Source organism: Vreelandella aquamarina (assembly GCF_900110265.1).
Taxonomy (GTDB): domain Bacteria; phylum Pseudomonadota; class Gammaproteobacteria; order Pseudomonadales; family Halomonadaceae; genus Vreelandella; species Vreelandella aquamarina.
Window position 1 is genome coordinate 25,344 of the sequence record NZ_FODB01000015.1, and the last position, 18,813, is coordinate 44,156.

Annotated in this window: 17 protein-coding genes; 5 read left to right on the forward strand and 12 right to left on the reverse strand. The window is 60.4% G+C overall.

The window, feature by feature from the left end; translation table 11 throughout:
• Nucleotides 1-26: 26 nt before the first annotated feature.
• From BMY49_RS05840 to BMY49_RS05850, 3 genes are all read right to left on the reverse strand, one after another.
• Nucleotides 27-1,043, reverse strand: a complete 1,017-nt coding sequence (locus BMY49_RS05840) for a lysylphosphatidylglycerol synthase transmembrane domain-containing protein (protein WP_089675188.1) — start codon at nucleotides 1,041-1,043, stop codon at nucleotides 27-29.
• The gene (locus tag BMY49_RS05845) at nucleotides 1,021-2,139 is read right to left on the reverse strand and encodes a glycosyltransferase family 4 protein (RefSeq protein ID WP_062373593.1); all 1,119 of its coding nucleotides are present in this window, start codon (nucleotides 2,137-2,139) and stop codon (nucleotides 1,021-1,023) included. The genes BMY49_RS05840 and BMY49_RS05845 overlap by 23 nt, the downstream gene beginning before the upstream one ends.
• 134 nt (nucleotides 2,140-2,273) lie before the next feature.
• Nucleotides 2,274-4,214, reverse strand: coding sequence for an exoribonuclease II (locus BMY49_RS05850; protein ID WP_089675196.1), 1,941 nt, complete (start codon nucleotides 4,212-4,214; stop codon nucleotides 2,274-2,276).
• 180 nt (nucleotides 4,215-4,394) lie between these two features.
• Between BMY49_RS05850 and BMY49_RS05855 the strand changes: the two genes are divergently transcribed.
• Nucleotides 4,395-5,192: a Cof-type HAD-IIB family hydrolase gene (locus BMY49_RS05855; protein ID WP_054641199.1), complete on the forward strand. Its 798-nt coding sequence runs from the start codon at nucleotides 4,395-4,397 to the stop codon at nucleotides 5,190-5,192.
• Between the two features lie 240 nt (nucleotides 5,193-5,432).
• Here BMY49_RS05855 and BMY49_RS05860 read toward each other — a convergent pair whose 3' ends face one another.
• From BMY49_RS05860 to BMY49_RS05875, 4 genes are read right to left on the reverse strand one after another with little or no spacing between them, the layout of a single operon-like run.
• Entirely contained in the window at nucleotides 5,433-6,470 is a 1,038-nt protein-coding gene (locus BMY49_RS05860; RefSeq protein ID WP_044627823.1) for a YcjF family protein, read from the reverse strand.
• Entirely contained in the window at nucleotides 6,467-7,855 is a 1,389-nt protein-coding gene (locus BMY49_RS05865; protein WP_044627822.1) for a YcjX family GTP-binding protein, read from the reverse strand. Before BMY49_RS05865 ends, BMY49_RS05860 begins: the two co-directional genes overlap by 4 nt.
• A 49-nt stretch (nucleotides 7,856-7,904) precedes the next feature.
• Nucleotides 7,905-8,096, reverse strand: coding sequence for a hypothetical protein (locus BMY49_RS05870; protein WP_044627821.1), 192 nt, complete (start codon nucleotides 8,094-8,096; stop codon nucleotides 7,905-7,907).
• A 60-nt stretch (nucleotides 8,097-8,156) separates the two neighbouring features.
• Nucleotides 8,157-9,026, reverse strand: a complete 870-nt coding sequence (locus BMY49_RS05875; RefSeq protein ID WP_089675189.1) for a D-hexose-6-phosphate mutarotase — start codon at nucleotides 9,024-9,026, stop codon at nucleotides 8,157-8,159.
• A 129-nt stretch (nucleotides 9,027-9,155) separates the two neighbouring features.
• Between BMY49_RS05875 and BMY49_RS05880 the strand changes: the two genes are divergently transcribed.
• The 4 genes from BMY49_RS05880 to BMY49_RS05895 all read left to right on the forward strand — a co-directional run bounded on the left by BMY49_RS05880 (nucleotide 9,156) and on the right by BMY49_RS05895 (nucleotide 14,018).
• The gene (locus tag BMY49_RS05880; RefSeq protein WP_044627819.1) at nucleotides 9,156-9,398 is read left to right on the forward strand and encodes a GlsB/YeaQ/YmgE family stress response membrane protein; all 243 of its coding nucleotides are present in this window, start codon (nucleotides 9,156-9,158) and stop codon (nucleotides 9,396-9,398) included.
• A gap of 181 nt (nucleotides 9,399-9,579) precedes the next feature.
• Nucleotides 9,580-12,045, forward strand: a complete 2,466-nt coding sequence (locus BMY49_RS05885) for a DUF1266 domain-containing protein (protein WP_089675190.1) — start codon at nucleotides 9,580-9,582, stop codon at nucleotides 12,043-12,045.
• Nucleotides 12,046-12,255: 210 nt separating this feature from the next.
• Entirely contained in the window at nucleotides 12,256-12,786 is a 531-nt protein-coding gene (locus BMY49_RS05890) for a C40 family peptidase (RefSeq protein ID WP_058576953.1), read from the forward strand.
• A 41-nt stretch (nucleotides 12,787-12,827) separates the two neighbouring features.
• On the forward strand, nucleotides 12,828-14,018 hold the full coding sequence (locus BMY49_RS05895; RefSeq protein ID WP_074210887.1) for an MFS transporter: 1,191 nt from the start codon (nucleotides 12,828-12,830) through the stop codon (nucleotides 14,016-14,018).
• On the opposite strand, the gene BMY49_RS05900 is transcribed toward BMY49_RS05895, so the two are convergent.
• From BMY49_RS05900 to BMY49_RS05920, 5 genes are read right to left on the reverse strand one after another with little or no spacing between them, the layout of a single operon-like run.
• Nucleotides 13,983-14,618: an ABC transporter ATP-binding protein gene (locus BMY49_RS05900; protein WP_089675191.1), complete on the reverse strand. Its 636-nt coding sequence runs from the start codon at nucleotides 14,616-14,618 to the stop codon at nucleotides 13,983-13,985. The two genes, BMY49_RS05895 and BMY49_RS05900, sit on opposite strands and share 36 nt — an antisense overlap.
• Nucleotides 14,611-15,432 carry an ATP-binding cassette domain-containing protein gene (locus BMY49_RS05905; protein WP_089675192.1) on the reverse strand — a complete coding sequence of 274 codons (822 nt, stop codon included), beginning with the start codon at nucleotides 15,430-15,432 and terminating at the stop codon, nucleotides 14,611-14,613. The genes BMY49_RS05900 and BMY49_RS05905 overlap by 8 nt, the downstream gene beginning before the upstream one ends.
• A gap of 29 nt (nucleotides 15,433-15,461) precedes the next feature.
• Nucleotides 15,462-16,259, reverse strand: a complete 798-nt coding sequence (locus BMY49_RS05910; RefSeq protein WP_058576920.1) for an ABC transporter permease — start codon at nucleotides 16,257-16,259, stop codon at nucleotides 15,462-15,464.
• Nucleotides 16,252-17,238 carry an ABC transporter permease gene (locus BMY49_RS05915; RefSeq protein ID WP_058576919.1) on the reverse strand — a complete coding sequence of 329 codons (987 nt, stop codon included), beginning with the start codon at nucleotides 17,236-17,238 and terminating at the stop codon, nucleotides 16,252-16,254. The genes BMY49_RS05910 and BMY49_RS05915 overlap by 8 nt, the downstream gene beginning before the upstream one ends.
• Nucleotides 17,229-18,812 carry an ABC transporter substrate-binding protein gene (locus BMY49_RS05920; protein ID WP_058576918.1) on the reverse strand — a complete coding sequence of 528 codons (1,584 nt, stop codon included), beginning with the start codon at nucleotides 18,810-18,812 and terminating at the stop codon, nucleotides 17,229-17,231. The genes BMY49_RS05915 and BMY49_RS05920 overlap by 10 nt, the downstream gene beginning before the upstream one ends.
• Nucleotide 18,813 lies beyond the last annotated feature (1 nt).

Sequence of the window (18,813 nt, forward strand, 5' to 3'; positions counted from 1 at the left end):
GGAGGTTAAGTAAAGCGGTGAGGCGGCTAGCGCTGACGCAGCATGCGCGCGCTGTAGAGCAGTAGCAGCGGCGCGCCAGCGGCAAGATACAAGTGGTAGCTAATCAGCCGCCAAACCAACACGGCGGCAGCGGCCTGCTCCCGGCCCATTAAGGGCAGCAGCAAGCTTCCCACCCCCACTTCAGCCGCCCCCGCGCCGCCAGGCAGAAAGCTGAATTGGCTGGCGGCCATGGCCAGCATCTGGGTTAAAAACGTCCAGAGCCAGTCGGCATGCCCCCCGATGCCAATCACCGCTAGGTACAACAAGCTGTAGCGCAGCAGCCAGTGTAGGGTTGTGAGTGCTAGCATCGCTGCCAGCGTGGCTTTGGGTAGCGCCAGCGTCATACGCAGCGCATGGCGACAGCGTAACAGCCGCCGGACCAGCCAGCGCCTGCGGCTAGGGCGAATCCAGGCTAGCCACTGGCGTTGAGTACGCAGCAGCTTGGGTAAGTACCCCATCATCAGCGAGACGCCCACCGCTAACAGCGCCAATCCCAGTAACGAGAGCTGTACCAGCCCCTGGTGTGGCCACTGGGCATCCCCGAAAACCGACATCGCCACCAAACCGCTCAGCATCAGCAGAAAGAACAGCAGGTCGCACCCCTGGTCGATGAGAAACACGGCGGTGCCTTTTGAGGGCGAAAATCCCCGCTGGGCAAGTAATAACAGCAGAGTGGCCGGGCCGCCGCTACCGCCTGGCGTTGCGCAGAGCGCGCACTTCGCCGCCAGCTCGATGCCCAGCGCGCCGCGCTGCCCAAGCTGGCCAGCGCGGCCGTTCAGCATCAGGCGCAGACGGGCAGCATTTAAATTCCAGCATAGCGCCGCCATGGCGATCATTAGAACCAGTAGGCCAATGGGAAACTGCGCCACATGTTCAAACGCTTTGCTGCCCCCTGCAAGCGATGTGAGCACCAGCGGCGCTACCAAGGCAGCCAGCAGTAGAACGCCGTGTAGCGGACGAAAGCGCAGCAGCCGTTGAGGTTTAGCGGCGGACGGCACGGGCATCAGGCTGTTCGAGTCCACAGAGTTCGACATAGTGCGTGAGCAGCGAGCCAATGACGCTGTCCCAGCTGAACTGGCGCTCAACAAAATGGCGCGCGTAGCGTCCGCTGGCGGCAATATCGTTGCTAAACAGCGCGGAGCAGGCGTCCGCCATCGCGTCAGGGTCAAGCGGCTGGCAGAGCACGCCCGCGCCCAGCGGTACGTTCTCGATCAGCGCGCCTGCCCGCGCGCCAATCACCGGTAGGCCGCTGGCCATCGCTTCCTGGGCCACCAGCCCAAAGGTTTCGCGGGTGCCCGCATGCAGTAGCGCATCGCTACTGGCAAGCGCGCGGGCCACTTCATGGCTACCGCAGCAGCGGTTGACCACAGTGACATTGCTAGGCACTTGAGTCGGCATGCCCGGCCCCATCAGCAGCAGGTGGTAGTCGCTGCCAAGCGCCCGCATGGTGGCGAGTAGCACGTCGATATTCTTTTCTCGCGAGAAACGGCCGACAAAGATCAGCAGCTTTTTATCCGCGGGAATACCCATGGCCGCACGGAAGCCGGGGTCGCGCCGTGAAGGGTGAAACTGCTCTAAATCAACCCCTAACGACTGCACGCGCACGTTGGGCACGCCCCACTCGGTGAGTCGGTTGGCCATCGCGTGGCAGGGAGCTAGCACGCTATCAAAGCGCTGGTACAGGTCCACCACGTAGCGAATTAGCCGTTGGCGAACATGGCGGCCAAAGCGGTCGCCCATCAAGTGGGGTAAATCGGAGTGGTAGAAACCCACCACCGGCACGCCCAAGCGCTGGCCAGCCTCCAGCGCTGCCCAAGCGGTAACGTAAGGGTCGCCTGCTTCGATTAACGTGGGGGAGAGGTCTACCAAGGCGTCACGCCAAGGGCGGCGGCGCAGCGGGAATCGATAGCCCTGCCCAAGGGGCAGGTGCAGCGCCGGTAGCGTGTGGTGGTCGCCCAAACTATCACGCTCAGCCCCTGGCACCAGCAGGCTGGTACGGAGGTTGGGTGTGCGCGAGAGGACGCGGTGCTTGGCCTGTAAATAGGTGCGAACGCCGCCACTTGCCGGGGCGTGGAACATGGTCACATCGGCGATGTGCAAGGTAACCTCCGAGCCACATGAGTGTCATCGAATTACCTTAGGGTAGAAATAAGTCAGTTCTGCGACAACGTCACCGTGGAGCAGAAATAAAAACGCCACGGCAAAGCCGTGGCGCGAACACGTGTTGGCTGCGTTTAGTCAGCAGGTTTGGCGACCAGCGATCGTGTCTCTTCACGGGCTTCCGTGAGTGATACGCGCAGGCTATCGCCCAGCTTGAAGCGCTCTTCGCCTTCGATCTGAATGCGGCCCTCTTTGTCATCGATGACCACTTTATCGCGGTCACTGTGCATCAAGGGGGCAGGCACGAACGCCGTCGCGCCGTTTTCTATCAGGCGAACCCGCATGCCGCCACGGTTGATTGCCATGATTTCGGCGTCGAAGGTGTCCTGATTCTGCGCCGCCGGGGTCAGGTAGCGCACGTAAAGCCAATCTTTCACGTCGCGCTCGGCCATACGGTTCAAGCGGCGGCGCTCGGTGAGCTGCTCGGTGAGCTGCTGGCTGGCTTCTGCCGGAGCCTGCTCACCCTTCAGCACGCGCTTGATCAAGCGGTGGTTGACCATATCGCCATACTTACGAATCGGCGAGGTCCAGGTGGCGTAGGCGGGCAGCCCCAGGCCGAAGTGCGGGCCAGGCTGGGCCGACATGCTGGTGAAGCCCTGGAAACGGCGCAGGCGCGCATCCAGCCAAGCGTCGTCGCGGCTTTCAAGCGCACGCTTCAGCTCTTTATAGTGGGCAAGCTCGGTAAGTGCTTCCTGGGCCACTTCGATGTCTTGAGTCGCCAGGAACTCTTGTGCCGCTTCGGCTTTTTCCGGCTCGAAAGCGCGGTGTACGTTGAAGATGCCGTGGCCGATATGGCTAGCCAGGAAATCCGCGCAGCAGGCGTTGGCAGCAATCATCGACTCTTCGATCATACGGTTGGCAATGCGGCGGTCTTCGGTATGAATCCCCAGCACGTTGCCCGCTTCATCCAGATCAAACACGTAATCAGGACGATCTTTAAATACCAGCGCGTGCTCGTTGCGCCACGCGGTACGCGCTTCGGTCAGCTCACGCAGGGCGTGTAGCTGCTCGGCAATATTATCTGCCGGTGCCCAGTCGCCTTGGCCTTCAATCCAATCAGAGACGCGCTCGTACACTAGCTTAGCGTGGGACTTCACGTTGGCCGCGAAGAAGCGGTAGTCACCCAGGCTGCCGTCGGCGTTAATGTTCAGCGTGCAGGCCAGGGCAGGGCGCTCTTGGCCTTCCCGCAGCGAGCAAAGATCATCCGCCAACTGCTCGGGCAGCATGGTCACGTTCTGGCCCGGCAGGTACACGGTAAATGCACGGACGCGGGCTTCCAGGTCAGCAGCGTGGCCCTCATCCACATAAGCGGTGGGGTCGGCAATCGCCACGCTCAGCTGCCAGCCGCCTTCCGGGCGTGCCACTACGTGCAGCGCGTCATCCATATCGCGGGTTTTTTCACCGTCGATCGTGAAGTACGGCTGCTCGGTGAGGTCTTCACGGGTGAGGCCTTCATCGTGCAGCGGCCAGTCGCTGCCGGCATCCGGGCACTCTTGCTCCAGTGCGTGGCGAGCAAGCGTCACGCGCCACGGCACGGCCGGGTTATCGGCTTTGGCCACTAGCTCATCAATCTGAGTGAAGAAGCCGCGGTCGTTCTCTTTTAGCGGGTGACGCACCAAACGCGCCACGACCCAATCGCCGTCGGCAATCGAGTCTTCATCCAGGCTGTTTTTGATGCGTGCTTTTAGAACGTTGCGAATCGAGGGGTGATCCGGCACCACCGCGAGACGGCCTTCGCGCTTTTGCACGCGAGCAACGAAGCGGTCTAAACCGGCTTCAATAAGCTTTTCAGGCTCAACCGACTTTTTATCGCCGTTCTCGTGAATCACGGCTTCCACACGGTCGCCGTGCAGCACCTGTTTCATGGCGGGGGGCGGCACGAAATAGGATTCGCCGCTATCAGTTTCAAGAAAACCAAAGCCTTTTTCTGTGGCTTTGATCACCCCTTCAGCGCGCGGGGTGGTTTCACGGATCTGTTGCTTGAGCTGGGCAAGCAGGGAGTTGTTTTGAAGCATGTGTTCAATCAGTTGGCGAGAGTAGGTTGCCACTATACGGATTCCCACTGGCTGCGCCAATCGTTGCCCCTGGGGAAGTGGTGACGGCGACGGCAAGTCAATGACTTACTTACGGTTGGCTGAATCGGTTAAGCTGAGCGAACTGCAACGTTACTCTGCTAACGCACAAGGAGCGCTTTGATGACCCCTCGCCTGATCGTTTCCGACCTTGACGGTACCCTGTTAGGCAGCGACCACCGGTTACATGACAGCACCATTGAGGTGCTCCAAGAGTTGGTTCGGCAGGGGCACCACCTGGCGCTGGCTTCGGGTCGCCACTACCACGATATGCGCGTCTTCCGCGATGAGCTGGGCGTGCCTGCTCACCTGATTAGCACCAACGGGGCTTACACCCACGACCCAGACGATGGCTTGGTTAGCGCGTCGCACCTCAACCCGGATCACGCCCACGCGCTGATTCATTTACCCCGGCCGCCACAGGTGCGCCTCAACCTTTACCGCGAAGCGGGCTGGCATGTGGACGCCGAAGCGCCACACCTGCTTTCACTGCACGCCTCGACGGGCTTTCGCTATGAGGTTGTGCCACCGGAGCAGATGGACGCCAACGGAGTAGGTAAAGTGCTCTATTTGGGCGACCCGGATGCGCTGGCAGAGCTGGAAGCTCAGGCCCAAGCGGCGCATGGCGATGGGCTGCACATTACCTACTCCACGGTGGACTCGCTAGAGATCATGGCGGGCGGAGTGAATAAAGGCGTGGCGCTCGCGGCGTTGCTGGAGTCGCTTGGGCTCACCGCCGCCGACTGCCTGGCCTTTGGTGATAACCTCAACGACACCGAAATGCTCACCTTGGCAGGCGAGGCCCAGGTGATGGCCAACGCTCATCCGGCGCTGTTCGATCGCGTGCCAGAAGCCCGGCGGATCGGCCACCACGGCGAAGCAGCGGTGGCGTTATTCCTGAAGCAGCGCTTTGGGCTTTAGCATTTGTTGCTGTCATTATTGCTCTGCCACCTTAGTCGATAGCCGCTTGCGGTAGGCGGAGCGCTCCACCATCATCTAGCCCCTAAAACGATAATAACCTTCAGGAGTGGGGCGAGCTTGGCCTGCTAGGTGACTTAAATGAAGTGGCGGATGCCGAAGGCTGGAACGACCTGTTACAGCCAGTGGTTATGGGTCTACGGCCAGAGCACTTCAGCGAAGAGGATGTGCGGCTGAGCGGTATTAATCGCGGTGACGCGCGGCGGGGGCGGGCTCTTTGTCGAGCCGCTTGATCTGCCGCCAGAGGTCTTGGCGGAGGTCGGCTAATTTGGGCTGCTCCTCTGGCGTGAACACTACGGGGCGGCACAGCCGCTGGGCACGCAGTCCCAGGCGGGCGCTCAGCAACCCGGTCGCCAAGCCCTGGCCTGCTCGCGCCGAAAGGCGGCCTGCCAAGTCCAGCGAGAGCATGTCCATGCTGGCATCGGTGGCTAGTTCGCTGGCGCCTGCAAACGCCATGTTGTGCAATACATGGCGAAATAGCCGCAGGCGGCTGGCGTAGCCAAGCTCCAGCCCGTACAGACGGCTCAGCCGATCCACCATGGCCAGGCTGCGCCACGCCACCAGCGCCATATCCACCAGGGTTAGCGGGGAAACCGCTACCATGATGGCGGTTTCCCCCGACATCCGGGTAATCAACCGCTGGGCTTCCCGGTCACGGGGGGCGAGTAGGTGGTAGCGCAGCAGGGTTTGAATCTCTTCCCCGCTATGATGCGGCTGACACGCCCGCTGAAAGGCCAGCCAGTGCGGGTCGTCGTTGCTCAGTGCAAGCTGCTGTTTTAACTGAACGGCCATCGCCTGGGCCTGCTGGCTGGAGCGCTGGGGAAGCTCGGCTAGGTTGGCCCGTAGCTGATCGTGCCGCTTTAAGCGCCGCAAACGGCCCAGCTCCTTGAGGAGCGATACGCCGCCCAAGCCAATCAGGCTAATCCCAAATAGCTGCCACGCCATCGCCATCCACTGGGACTGGAACAGCGCGTCAGGAATGCCGGTTGCAAGCTCTACCGTGCCGAGTGTGGCACCGCCTGCCAAGGCGAACATCAGCCCCCAGCGGCGCTTGCGAGGCGCGCCAAGGGTCTCTTCCGGCAGCGCTTTGAGTTCGGCTTGGGTCGCCAGCGGCTGGTGCGACTCAGTCGCTGCAAAGCGTTCGTGCTGGCGCAGGGTTTCCTGGGTAGGTTCGGGCGGCGCTTCGGTTTGGAAGTCGCGGCGGGGCTGAGGGTTGCTCATGTCAGTTTGTCTCCAATCAGCCAGTCAATCGCGGCGTCCATACGGATGTGGGGCAGTGCCTCGCTATCGGCGGGCAGCGGGCGGAAGCTGGGGAAATCAAATCCTTGCTGCTGCCAAAAATCGGCTTTGGGCAGGCGGCTGGGCACATCGCCGGGGTACACCAGCACGTCTTCACCTTCTAACGTGGTGCCTTTCAGCGCTGGCGTTCGCTTGCCATCATGAAGCACTTCGCGGGCCTCGGTGGCGCGAATGGCCGCCAGCGACAGCGCTTTCACCGGGATATCGGCAAAGCGTAAGTCTTTCAATGGCTCCGCCAGCAGCGCTTCTAACAGTTGCACCACGTGGGTGTGTTGGTCGGGTGTCACGTGGTCCGCCTTGGTGGCGGCAATGGCGAGGCGGTCAATTTTAGGAGCGAACAGGCGGGTCAGCAGGCTGCGCTTGCCGTAATCAAAGCTCTTCATCAGCTGTTGCAGCGCGCGGGAAAGATCCTCGAAACGCTCCGGCCCGGCGTTAAGCGCGCCCAGCACGTCCACCAATACAATCTGGCGGTCAAAGCGGCGAAAGTGGTCGCGGTAGAAGGGGCGCACCACCTGCTGCTGGTAGTAGCGAAAACGCGCCGCCAGGGTGGCGTAGAGGCTCGACTCGGGCAGCGCGTCGAGGGTTTCTTTGGGAGTATCTAATCCGGGCAGCGGGAAGAACTGCAGCACCGGTGCGCCATCCAGCTCGCCGGGCAGCAAAAAACGCCCTGGCTGCAGGTCAGAGAAGCCCGCCTGCTTGGCACGACGCAGGCCGAGTGCATAGGCATCGGCCAGCGTGGCGAGCTGTGCTTCATCGGCTTCTGCCGTAGGGTCTAGCTGCTCTGACTCGGCCAGCCATTCGCTAAACAGTGCCCGGCGATGAGGGCCTTCGTGCTGGGCTTGGCTCTGGCTCCAGCTGTAGAAGTCGTGCTGCAGCAGCGGCAAATCCAGCAGCCATTCGCCGGGGTAGTCGAACAGATCCAGCGTCAGGTGAGCGATATCCGGCGTAAACCAACCCTGTTGGGCAGGGCGGTAGCGCAGCTGCAAGCGAAGCTCGCTAATGCCACGAGTGGGCTCGGGCCAGCGCGGCGGTGTATCTCTCAGCGATGCCATGCCGGGGTCATAAGGGAAGCGTGGCACGCCTAAGTCCGGCTGATTTAAACGCTGCGCGCCTAGCAGTCGACCTTCACGGGCAACCGGTAGCAGGTCTAACTGTGCTTCTACGCCTGCATGGCGTAGTTGGTTCACCAGCGAGGTTAAAAACGCCGTTTTACCCGCTTGCGAAAGGCCTGTCACCGCCAGCCGCAGCTGCCGGTCTCGGCTTCGCTCTAACAAATTGCTCAATTCGCGGCTTAACGGCTGGCGCATCCTGTCGCTTCCTTCATCGGGTGGGGCATCTTGGCGAGGTGGTGGAACGTTAGCGCTGCCACATAAAGACAAGTTGAGAGAGCATGGGCAGGGTCGCAATGATAAAACCGACGACCGCGAGGCTATAGCCGGGCCAGCGGCGCTGCATTTTTTGTGCAAGCGTTAAGCCAACCAAGCACACCACCATACCGATCAGGTTAAAGGCAAGCGTGGCTGCTTCCAGCCATTGTTGTGGATCCATCGTCGCTCCTTGGGGGTGTATCAATGGCTTGATCATAGCAAAGCCTTGATGAACCGATCATTAACCGCGGCTTATTGTCGTCCCTAGCAGGTGCTGTGCCCCTGGTACTAACCAAACGGGGTCAAGGCGAGTATTGGCGGCTTCAACGCATAAAAAGTGTTTGGCGGCGTCGGCGGGTGTGTCGCTGGGCAGGTCGCTATCCGGGTGCCAGACCACCGTGGAGTCGCTGGACTGCTTACCGATGCGCAGCGTGCGCTGGCCGTCGTTGAGCAGCACCGCTTCATTGGTGTGATAAATACGGTCGACCGGGCCACGAATCGCCAGCGTGCCCTGTTGCTCAGATTCCGCAAAGTCACGCAGCTTATCCAAATAGCGCGCGCCTGCTAGGCCTTCTAAGCGGCATTGATGCACCTCATTAACGGCCAGGTAGGTATGCAGTGCGCCGCTGGTTTTGATCGGAGCATCGCCAATGTTTTCGCTGATGATCTCAACGTTTAGCCGCTGGGCGTTGGCTTGAATGACCACGCGGGCGGTGAGCTGGCTATGCAGACACTCTTCCGGCGAGAGATGGACCTCGATGCCTTCGGCGTGGTCGTCAACGGCGTCCAGACGCCACATGGCGTGGCGGGCAAGCCCATGGAAGGGGCCGTTACGCTCGGGGCTTTCGTCAGCGTAGCGCTCGTCGGCAAACCAGGGCCAGCAAAGCGGAATGCCGCCACGAATCGCGCCCGGCAGCGCCTGCGGCGTTGGCGTCACCCACAGCCAGCCGGTGTCGCCTGTTGGCTGAAAGTGCAGCACCTGTGCGCCTTGCAGGCTAATGACCATTTCCCCCCAGGCCATGTTGAAGAGTGCGACGTCACGGCCTTCCCAGGTGGCGCGTTGATGACCATCAACATGGCTAAGTAGCTGTTTAAGGGAGTCGGGAATCATAAGAGGATCCTTGTGGGAAAAGGCAACAAATGGGCAGAACAGTAGCGCCGTGTGCTATGGTAGGACAAGCATAGGTGGAAGGATAGGTTGAAGGTAAAACCCCAAGCTGAGTGAAACCAAGGAGGTAGTATGGGCTTTATTGCGTGGTTAATCATTGGTGGTTTAGCTGGCTGGATTGCTGGCAACATCATGCGTGGCGGTGGTTTTGGTATTTTAGGCAACATCGGCGTGGGTGTGGTTGGCGCGCTCGTCGGGGGCTTCTTATTTAGTTTGCTGGGTTTACAGGCGGGTGGCTTTATCGGCTCGCTGGTCACGGCAACCGTGGGGGCGGTGGTCTTGCTATGGGTCATTAGTAAAGTCAAAAGCGCTTAGCGCACGCTGCTCTTTGCGGTAATCGCTGCCCGGCCTTTGTGCCGGGCAGCGCTGTTTTGTGCGGCTGCTATCGGTCTTGGCAGCAGATTCCGTTACACTATGCCGCTTTTGGCGGCCTCGTTGGTCTGTTCTGGTTGGTTATGGCTTTTATTGATCGCTTTCTGTTTCTTCGAGGTGTCTTTTGTTCGACGCACTAAATGCCTGGTGGGCTCAACAGCTGGTGCTGTGTGATTGGGCTTTTACACCGCACCCACTGGCGGTGGATGCGGTCGCGGCGGAGCAACGCCTGCTAGAACTGGGTATTACAGATCGTGGCGCGTTGGCAGACCAGCTGTTTTTTGCACTCGGCGCACCGTCAGGCAGCGCCGATCAGCTGTTGGGCGCGCTGGAGTGGGCAGCACTCGCCGGGGCGGCGGGTTGGCTAAGCCAGGCTCAGGCGACGAACTGGGCACACCACTTAACACGGCGCATCACTTCTGACTACAGCGATCAGCGAGCGTGGCTGTCGGATCTACGTCGTGCGCTAGGGGCCAAAGGTTGGGAAACCGGTGCCGATGACCGTTTTATCGATGCCTGCCAAGCGTTGTCGGATCTAGAGAGTGAAGGTGAAGGTGTCACATGGCAAACCCTGGATACTGAGCTAGCGCAACGCCCTGCACCGGCTTCGCTATGGCCGCAAGCGCCAGAAGCTCAGCCTTGGCGGTTGGGCGCGCTGTTTCGCCCAGTGGTGAGCTACCCGGCTAGCGCCGCCGACTGGCCCGATGCCAGCGAGTGGTTAGGGCACATCTGGCAAGTGTATGACCGCGAGCAACTATTAGAAGTGATGCTATGGCTAAGCGCCCAGGGTGAGCGCCAGCGCTGGGATATTGAAGCCCGCGAGCTGCTGACCATGGATCGCGCCCAGCGCCAAGAGTGGCAGCGGGGTGCGGTGAACGATGCTCCCTACGCGCCCGTGCTCACTGCGTTCGTCAATCAGGGCGAGCCGTTGGAGTGGGCCGCCTGGGATTGGCTGCGGTTAGTAGAGCTCGCCTGGGCTGGTGCTTGCTGCGGCTGGCTAAGCCAGGCGGAAGCGGACGACCTAGCGGCCCATGCGGCTGACCTCGTCGGTCGTCGTTACCACGACTGGCACGCAGTACTGAAAGCCTACATGCGCGGGCAAAGCCTGTTCGAGGGCGTTGATCGCCGGGGGATGACACCCAGCGCCCGCCACAAGCTGTTAATGCACGCTGCCCATAGCCCCTGGAAGCACTCGCTGGGTGCGTTACTGGACGAGCCGACTCGCCAAGCCTCGCGTACGCGTATCAAAGCGTGGCGCAACACGCCGCACCATTGGCTGCTCGCCTTGGCTGGCGTACGCGAGCCGGATGTCATGCTGCGCCAGCTCAATCCCTCGGCCCCGATTGCCGAGCAGCGCCGCGCTGATGCCGCCGTCTACCTACAGGATTCACTTGGCCTGCATGCGGATGAAGGCCATCAAGTGCTGGCGCGCTATTGGCTACCCGCCCAGGCGCACCATCTCAACCAGCTGGCTGCGGATGCCGCCCATGGCGTATTGCCACCGTCGCAGACGCGCTTTGGTCAGCCGACCCCCGATGAGCTCAAACAGCGCAACGCGGTAAAAGGCGTGAGCCGCCACGCCGCGACAATTCACATGGCCGAGAAGTTTGCCTTCTACCTGCACATGGCCCTCGATAGCGGCCTATTCGAGCGTGAACCACTGATGCAGCACGCCAGCGCCCTACGGAGCTGCCTATGCCGTTTTTATGCCACGCCCAAGCGCCTGCTAGAAGCCTGGTTTGCCTGGGAGAGCTGCCTTCCGGAGCCAGAGCACGACTCGCTCATTAATGAAATTGCCTGGCATCTGGAAGACCACGGCAGCCTGTTTCACTGGTTAGATTGGCGGCCAGATGCGTGGTGCGAGCCTGGTGAGCGGCCGACGCTGAGCCACTTTACGGCGATGTCACTGGTGGGGCCGCTGAACAGTGCAGTGTGGAGCGAGCCGCAGTTGGAAAGTCCGCGCGAGTGCGCCGACATTCGCGAATGGGTCGAGAGCCACTACCACCTCACCAGCGCCGACGATATGCAAGAGTTTTTAACCTTCATGTTGGAGGCGGGAGATCGGCAGGAGTACCAGATCAACTACGCGCCCTACACGCTGAACCCGGAGCGGTTGGCGGCTGAGATCGCCATATTGGAGTCCGGCGACTGCGGTGAAGAGGAGCGTCACCACTTGTTGCGCCTGCGCCGTGTGAGTACCAATGAAGATGGTTGTAATGACGTGGACATGGCCGCTTGGGACATTGCCCAGCTCGTGGATCTTGCCATTGCGGCACGTCAGCTAGGTTGGCTCGACAAGTCAGCATTCGCGAACGTGCTCGACCGCGCCTATCAGTTGGCGGCGGATCATTACTCGGGTTGGCAGGAGTATGCGGCGGGCATGTACGCAGGGTTTTCGTTTTTCATGGGCGACACCCCGGAACGAGAGAGCTTCTTGGCCGGTTTTCGTCAAGCGCTGGTGGCTTGGTTATGCGGCGCGCCAGTGCTGGCCGGCCCCTGGGCAAGTCTGGATTTTCCGGGTAATAAACCACGTCATTTCGCGCCGCTGCATATCGACACGTTGCCGGGTGATCAACGAATCTTACATTAGACTCGCCAAGCATAGGATAACTAGCTTATAGTCCAGGGGTTGTAAAAAATGAGTTTTCTCATGCTTGGGTTTTTTCAATTTCCATTTTGTTACGAGGTTAATCGCATGGTTGCGTCGCCACACCCCGCTGTGACCGCTGTCCGTGTTGTAAGTGTTTGTGTCGTCGTTGCTTTGTTAGCTGGCTGTGCAGGCTCTGCCTCACGCCAGGACATGGAAGCCCCCGAGGATTATTTCTCGATGTCGCTTCCCGGCATGGAGGGAGTCACTCCCCAAATGTCGCCCGTTGATCCTATCAGTGCTCACCTGCGTAACCTGCAGACGCCCCCGCCAACGGTCGTTCGCCAAGCGCTGTTAGAGCAGCATCAGCGGTGGGCAGGAACGCCTTATCGGATTGGGGGGACGACGGATCGAGGGATCGACTGCTCTGCCTTGGTAAGAAACGTTTTCCGCGATACCTTTGACGTTGAGTTACCCCGTTCTACCCAAGATCAAGTGCATGAGGGACGCCCGATCGACCGCCAAGAGCTGCAGGCGGGCGATCTGGTCTTCTTCCGCCCACCCGGACGCTACAACCACGTGGGCATTTACGTAGGCAATGGCTATTTTCTCCATGCGTCCACGTCGAAAGGTGTGATTATTTCCAGCCTGGATAATAGCTACTGGCAGCGCTACTACTGGCAGTCGCGTCGTGCCCTAGAGCCGACCAATCTGGCCCAGCTCAGCAGTCGTTATACGCCGTAAGTGTCGGCCGTGCGCGTCGGTCAACATTGGAAAGGCCATCAATGATTGAAGCAAAAACGCGCGCCTGGTGGCGCGCGACGGCGGCCCTATGTTTAGGGTCGTTTTTGGTGTTTATTAACCTGTATGTGCCGCAACCGCTGCTGCCGGGCCTGAAAGAGGCTTACGGGGTTTCCACCTTAGGCGTCAGCCTGCTGATGTCGGTATCTACGCTCTCTTTGGCCTTGGCGCTTTTGGTGTTTGGGCCGCTCTCCGATGCCATTGGCCGCGAAGGGATTATGCGTATCACACTGCTCCTGGCGGGTGGTTTGTCGCTCGCTTTAGCTTTTGCGCCTACCTTCGAGAGTTTATTGTTTCTGCGCTTGCTGCAAGGCTTCGTGCTCGGCGGCTTGCCCGCCGTAGCGATTGCCTGGATGGGGGACGAGTTCGATAAAACCGCCTTGCTGAGTGCCGTGGGGCTTTATATTGGGGCCAATTCGTTAGGCGGTATTAGCGGGCGTATTGTTGGGGGCGGGGCGGCGGCCATCGGTGGGCCTAGTGCTGCGTTTCTCGCGGTGGGTGCCATGACCGTGGTGGGCTGTATCATTTTTTGGCGGCTACTGCCCAATAGCCAAGCCTTTACGCCTCAGCGCTTTCAATTACGCCAAGCGGTGGGGGACCTGCTCGGCCATTTACGCTCGCCGGTGCTGCTCGCTGCCTACTTCCTTGGCGGCATTAACTTTCTGATTTTTATTAATCAGTACAGCTATATCACCTTTCGGCTGGCGGATGCGCCGTATCAACTGGCGGCCAGTGGCCTGGGGCTGATCTTTCTCACCTACCTAGGTGGCACCTTTGGCTCGACAGTGTCGGGCAAGTTGGCGGGGCGCTTTTCCCCCGCCCGCTGCATAAGTGCGGGCATTGTGATTCTCATGTTAGGCACCGCCATCACGCTGGCGGACTCACTGGCGCTCATCATCCTCGGCTTAACCATTAACGCCTTCGGCTTCTTTATGGCGCACTCATTGGCGTCTAGCTGGGTGGGGCGCTATGCCCAAGGGGCACGGGGCAGCGCCTCGGCGCTCTACCTAGTGTTTTACTACCTCGGTGCCAGCATTGGCGGTTTTTGGCTGGAGCCTTTCTGGCGCTGGACACAGTGGCAGGGTGTGGCGATAGGCTCGTGGCTGCTGCTCTGCGTGACGTTGGCCATTGGTGTTGGCTTATGGCGCTTTGAGCGCCGTGCTGCTAATACGTAAGCTGCCACCTGCCAGATGCCACTGTTGATGGCACAGCCGGTTGAGTAGTGCTGTGTCGTGACTAATCACGATGACGCCAAGCTGATGGTGTTCAGCGTGCGCTTTAAGCGCCTGCCACAGCGACAGCTGAGTGATGGGGTCCAGCATGGTGGAGATCTCATCGGCCACCACATAGCGGACGCCGGGGGCGAGGGCGCGCAGCACGCACACCCGTTGTAGCTCGCCGCCGGAGAGTGCGCTGGGAAAGCGCTTTAGCCATTCATTTTCAATGCCAAACGCCGCCATCAGCGTATCTGGCGGTGTCCACGCTTCCCTCAATATCTTTCCTACCCGCCAGCGCGGGTTCACCGCGAGCTCCGGCGACTGGGGCAGCCACTGCACTGGCCGCCGCCCGCGTGTGGGCAGCGGCGAACCATCTACCTGAACACTGCCTTGGGAAGGCGTTAGCTGGCCTGACAATAGCTTGCCAAGCGTTGATTTCCCCGATCCAGAGTCACCGCTGATTCCTAACCACTCACCGGGCGCAAGGCGTAGGGAGATATCCGCCAACAGCGGCGTGCCTGCCGCAAAGTGGAACGATAGCTGGTGGGTTTCAAGCAAGCGCTGGCTCCTGATGCGTCGGATGGAAGGGGTGTGTGCTGAACGCGTTATCCGGTAGCGCCTGCCACAAGTCTCGCGCATAGCAACTCATAAGCTGCTCGCCCTGGCCTTGGAAAGCCTGGGCAGGTGCGGTTTCCAGCGCTTGGCCCTGGCGAATCACGGAAACCCTGTCGGCAATGGTAAGAGCATGGCGCAGATCGTGGGTAATCAGCATCACCGCTTTGCCCTCTAGGGCGATAGCTTTTAGTGCTGCCAGCACACGGTCGCGCTGGTTGGGGTCAAGGCCTACGCTGGGCTCATCGGCAATCACCAGACGTGCGTTGCTCACCTGGGCCATAGCGATGAGCACCCGCCGCGCCATGCCGCCTGACAGCTCGTGAGGGTAGTGGGTAGACGCGTGGCTAAGCTGATAGCGGCTCAATAGCTCATCGGCGCGCTGATGGGCGGCTGAGCGACCAAATCCTGCCCGTTGGGCCGCCCAGCGTACCTGATGCTGGCTGCGGGCGAGCGGGTCAAGAGCATTCAACGATTGAGGAATGAGCGCCAACTGATGCCCCCTCAGCTGCCGCTGGCGCGCTGGTGTTAAGTCCTCCCCCTGGAAGCGCAGCTCTCCTGCGACCCGCGCCGCTTGGGGCAGTAGCCCCATAATGGCGTAGGCCAGCAGGCTTTTACCTGCGCCTGACGCACCCACCACAGCATGCACTTCGCCCGGCGGAAGGTGCAGCGAGAGCGACTCGATACAGGTGGTCCACTCCCGTCGCCACCAGCGGGGGTAGTAGGGGAGTTGCAGGGTTAGCCGGTCAATGGTCAGCATGGCAAGCTCCTTGTTAAACATCGCGATCTTTACAGCGCTTTGCGCAGCATCGAGGCGAAGCGTTCAATCGCCAGTACCATCAGCAGTAAACCCAGCCCAGGAAACACCCCTAGCCACCAGTAGCCGCCGGTAAGGTAGCGCATGGCGTCGGCCAGTAATACGCCGATGGCGGGCTGGGTAGGGTCTAAGCCAACGCCTAAAAAGGTCAGGGCCGCTTCATGCAAAATGGCGTGGGGAAACAGCAGCAGTGCGCCGACCAAGCAGTGAGGCAGCACATGGGGCAGCAAGTGGTACCAAACAATAAATCCTTGGCGTTTGCCAAACCCTTTCGAAATCGCCACATAAGGGGAGTTTCGCAAGCTGAGTAGTTCGGCTCTGAGCAAGCGGGCAAGGCTTGGCCAGTGGGTCAGCGCAACAGCGATAATGACAGCCTGGGTGCCGCCGCCCAGGGCAAAGGCGATCAGCAATAGTAAAATCAGGTGTGGCACGCTCAGCAGCGTATCAATCAGTAAGCTCACCAGCGCATCCAGTATGGGCGAGAGCATGGCGAGACTCGCCAAGCTTAAAGCAATCAGCGTGCCCAACAGTGCCGCGCTCAGCCCTACCCCAAAACTCAAGGCAAGCCCCGCCAGCGTGCGGGCCCAAAGCTCACGCCCTAGGGCATCGGTGCCCAGCCAGTGCTCGGCGCTGGGAGGCATGAGGCGGGCCTCGAACTGCATGTGCAGTGGGCTATCTCCCAGCCATAGAGAACTGCTGAGCAACAGTAATACCAGCAGGCCAAACACACCTGCATAGCCTGCTGCGACCAGGCGCGGCTGGCTATTCATTAGTGCGGTCCCGTGCGATACGTGGGTCGGCCCACTGGTAAAGGCCATCGGCGATGAGGTTGCCAACACTCACAAATAGCGCGGTAAATAGCGCTATGGCGAGCAGTAGCGGCACATCGCTTCGCAAGCCAGCGGCGACGGTCGCCTGCCCAAGTCCTGGGTAAGCAAAGACTTGCTCAACCAGAAGGGAGCCGCCAAATAGCTCGCCGAGAGAGGCAAACGCCAAAGTGACCGCTGGCAGGCTGGCGTGGCGCAGACCGTGGCGCCAGGCGATATCGAAACGGCTGGCGCCTTGGGCAAAGGCGTGCAACGCGGTATCCGAGCGCATAAACGCCGCCATCTTGGCCCGGGTATGTAGCGTGATGGTGGCAACGCCTAACAGGGCGAGGGTGAGAGTAGGTAAAAGAAGATGGTGCAGCTGCGTGAGCAGCGTTACTTCTTGGCTCAGCACGCCCGTGGGCCCTGCGCAGCAGGTGGGGGTCCAGCCCAAGGTGACGGAGAAAAGTAGCAACGCCAGCATGGCGAGCCAAAACGTGGGCGTCGAAGCAGTGATATAAGCATAGCCGCTGATCAAGCGGTCCAGCAGGGAGCCCTCTTTGCTTCCTGCGGCGATGCCGAGTACTACGCCAAGTATCAGCGAGAGCAGCCAAGCGCTCAACAGCAGAAAAAACGAGCGCTGGAAGCGCTGGTTAATGACGTCGCTCACCGGCTGGTTGTAGATATGGCTCCAGCCAAGCTCTCCGCTAAGCAACTGTTGCAGCCAGTGGTGAAACTGCACACTGGCCGGGGCGTTAAACCCCCAGCGTTCGGCAATCAGCGTGCGCTGCTCAGGGCTGACCTGGGCCATTTGCGGGCCAAGGTAGGCATCCACCGGGTCGATGGGAGATAGCATCATTAGCCCAAAAGAGACCGCTGCGACACTTAGCAGTACCAGCAACAGCCGAAGTAGGCGGCTCGCTAGCCAAGCCGTTAATCGCACGTCCAGCGCCACTCAAGCAAGTTGGCGGTGACCGGCCAGCCGTGGCCGTGAGGGGCAACGCCCAGTTCGCCCAGGTCGAGGCAGCGGTTGGTGGCATACACGTGGGCAAGGTTGACCATCCAGGCCCAGCTGGTGTCTCCCTGTACCCCATAGCCGGTATCGCCGTCCCATTGGGCGGCTTGCCAATGCTGATTGGCTTCTTCGGTGTTAGCCGCCGCTTGGGCGGCATCCAGGTGTTGGTCGACCGCCTCGTTGGCGTAGTAACCACTGTTGTAAAAACCGAACCCAGCATGCTCGCTATGAAAGAGGTAGAACACTTCCTGCGGGCTATGGCTACCAAAACCAAACACAATGGCATCTTGATGGAGGGCTTCCCGCTGAATCTCGTCCCAGTGGCGGCCAGTGGGCTGCATCTCAATGCCGAGCGGCCGCACCATCTCGGCACTCACTTGGGCTAGCTGTTGGCGCGTGGCGTCGCTGGAGGGGTACGTGAGACGAAAGCGTGCGGGCTGGTCGCCTTTATAGCGCAGTCCGTCCTCCTCTTGGCGCTCCCAGCCTGCCTCCTTTAGAAGCGTATTCGCACGGGCTAAATTCGGCGCTGCCACTTTCTCGCCTTCTTGGCTCCACGGAAGGCCGTCCGCTGGCCCAAAGGCCGGGCGTCCAAAGCCGTTGAGTGCTACGTCCACCAACGTTTCTCGGTCTAAGGCTAGATTCACCGCTTGGCGAATAGCGAGATCAGCCGTGACGTTATTCCCGATGGGCGCGCCGTTGGCCGCTTGCTCGCCTTCATCAGGCTGCATGGGAAACAGAATGCCGCGGTTGTCCACACTGTTCATAATGACCCGCTGCATCTGCTCAGGGATGTTCTCTGCCAGCGCTGGTGGCACCGCAGCGAGATCCACCTGGCCTGCGTGAGCTGCACTTAGAGTGGCGGCTTCATCGGTAAACAGAAACACCAGACGCTCGAAGACCGGCGCGGGGCCGTAAAAGTAGGGGTTCCGCTCAACAATCAGCTGCTCACCCTCTTGCCACTCCACTAACCGGTAAGGGCCTGACCCCAGCGGCTGCCTGCCATACTCGTCGCCATAGCCGTTTTCTCGCTCGGCGTTGGGCACGATACCCAGTGTCATCAACTGGTCGATAAAAGTGATGCGCGGTGTTTTGAGCGTCAGCTCAACCGTATTACCATCGATAGCACGGGCGCTTTCCAGTGCGCTGAGATCGGCACGGCCACCTGCCTCAGCAGCAGCATTAAAGGTGAAGGCCACATCCTCAGCGGTAAGCGGAGTATTGTCAGAAAAGCGTACGTCCGTACGTAAAGTCAGCGTCCAGGTCAGGCGATCTTCAGAAAGGGACCATTCTGTGGCTAGGCCTGGTTGTGGGGTTAAGTCCTGGCCACGGGTAAGCAGCGTAGACTGAAATAGAGGGCTGCCGTACTGACCCCAGCCCAACAGCGGATCAAACCCTTGCTCCGGCTCACCACCAATGGCAAGCACTAGCTGGTCTTTGGCCAACGCTGGCGCGCTTAGCGCTACGCATGTGGCTGCGAGAGCCAGTATGATAGGGCGACGCATG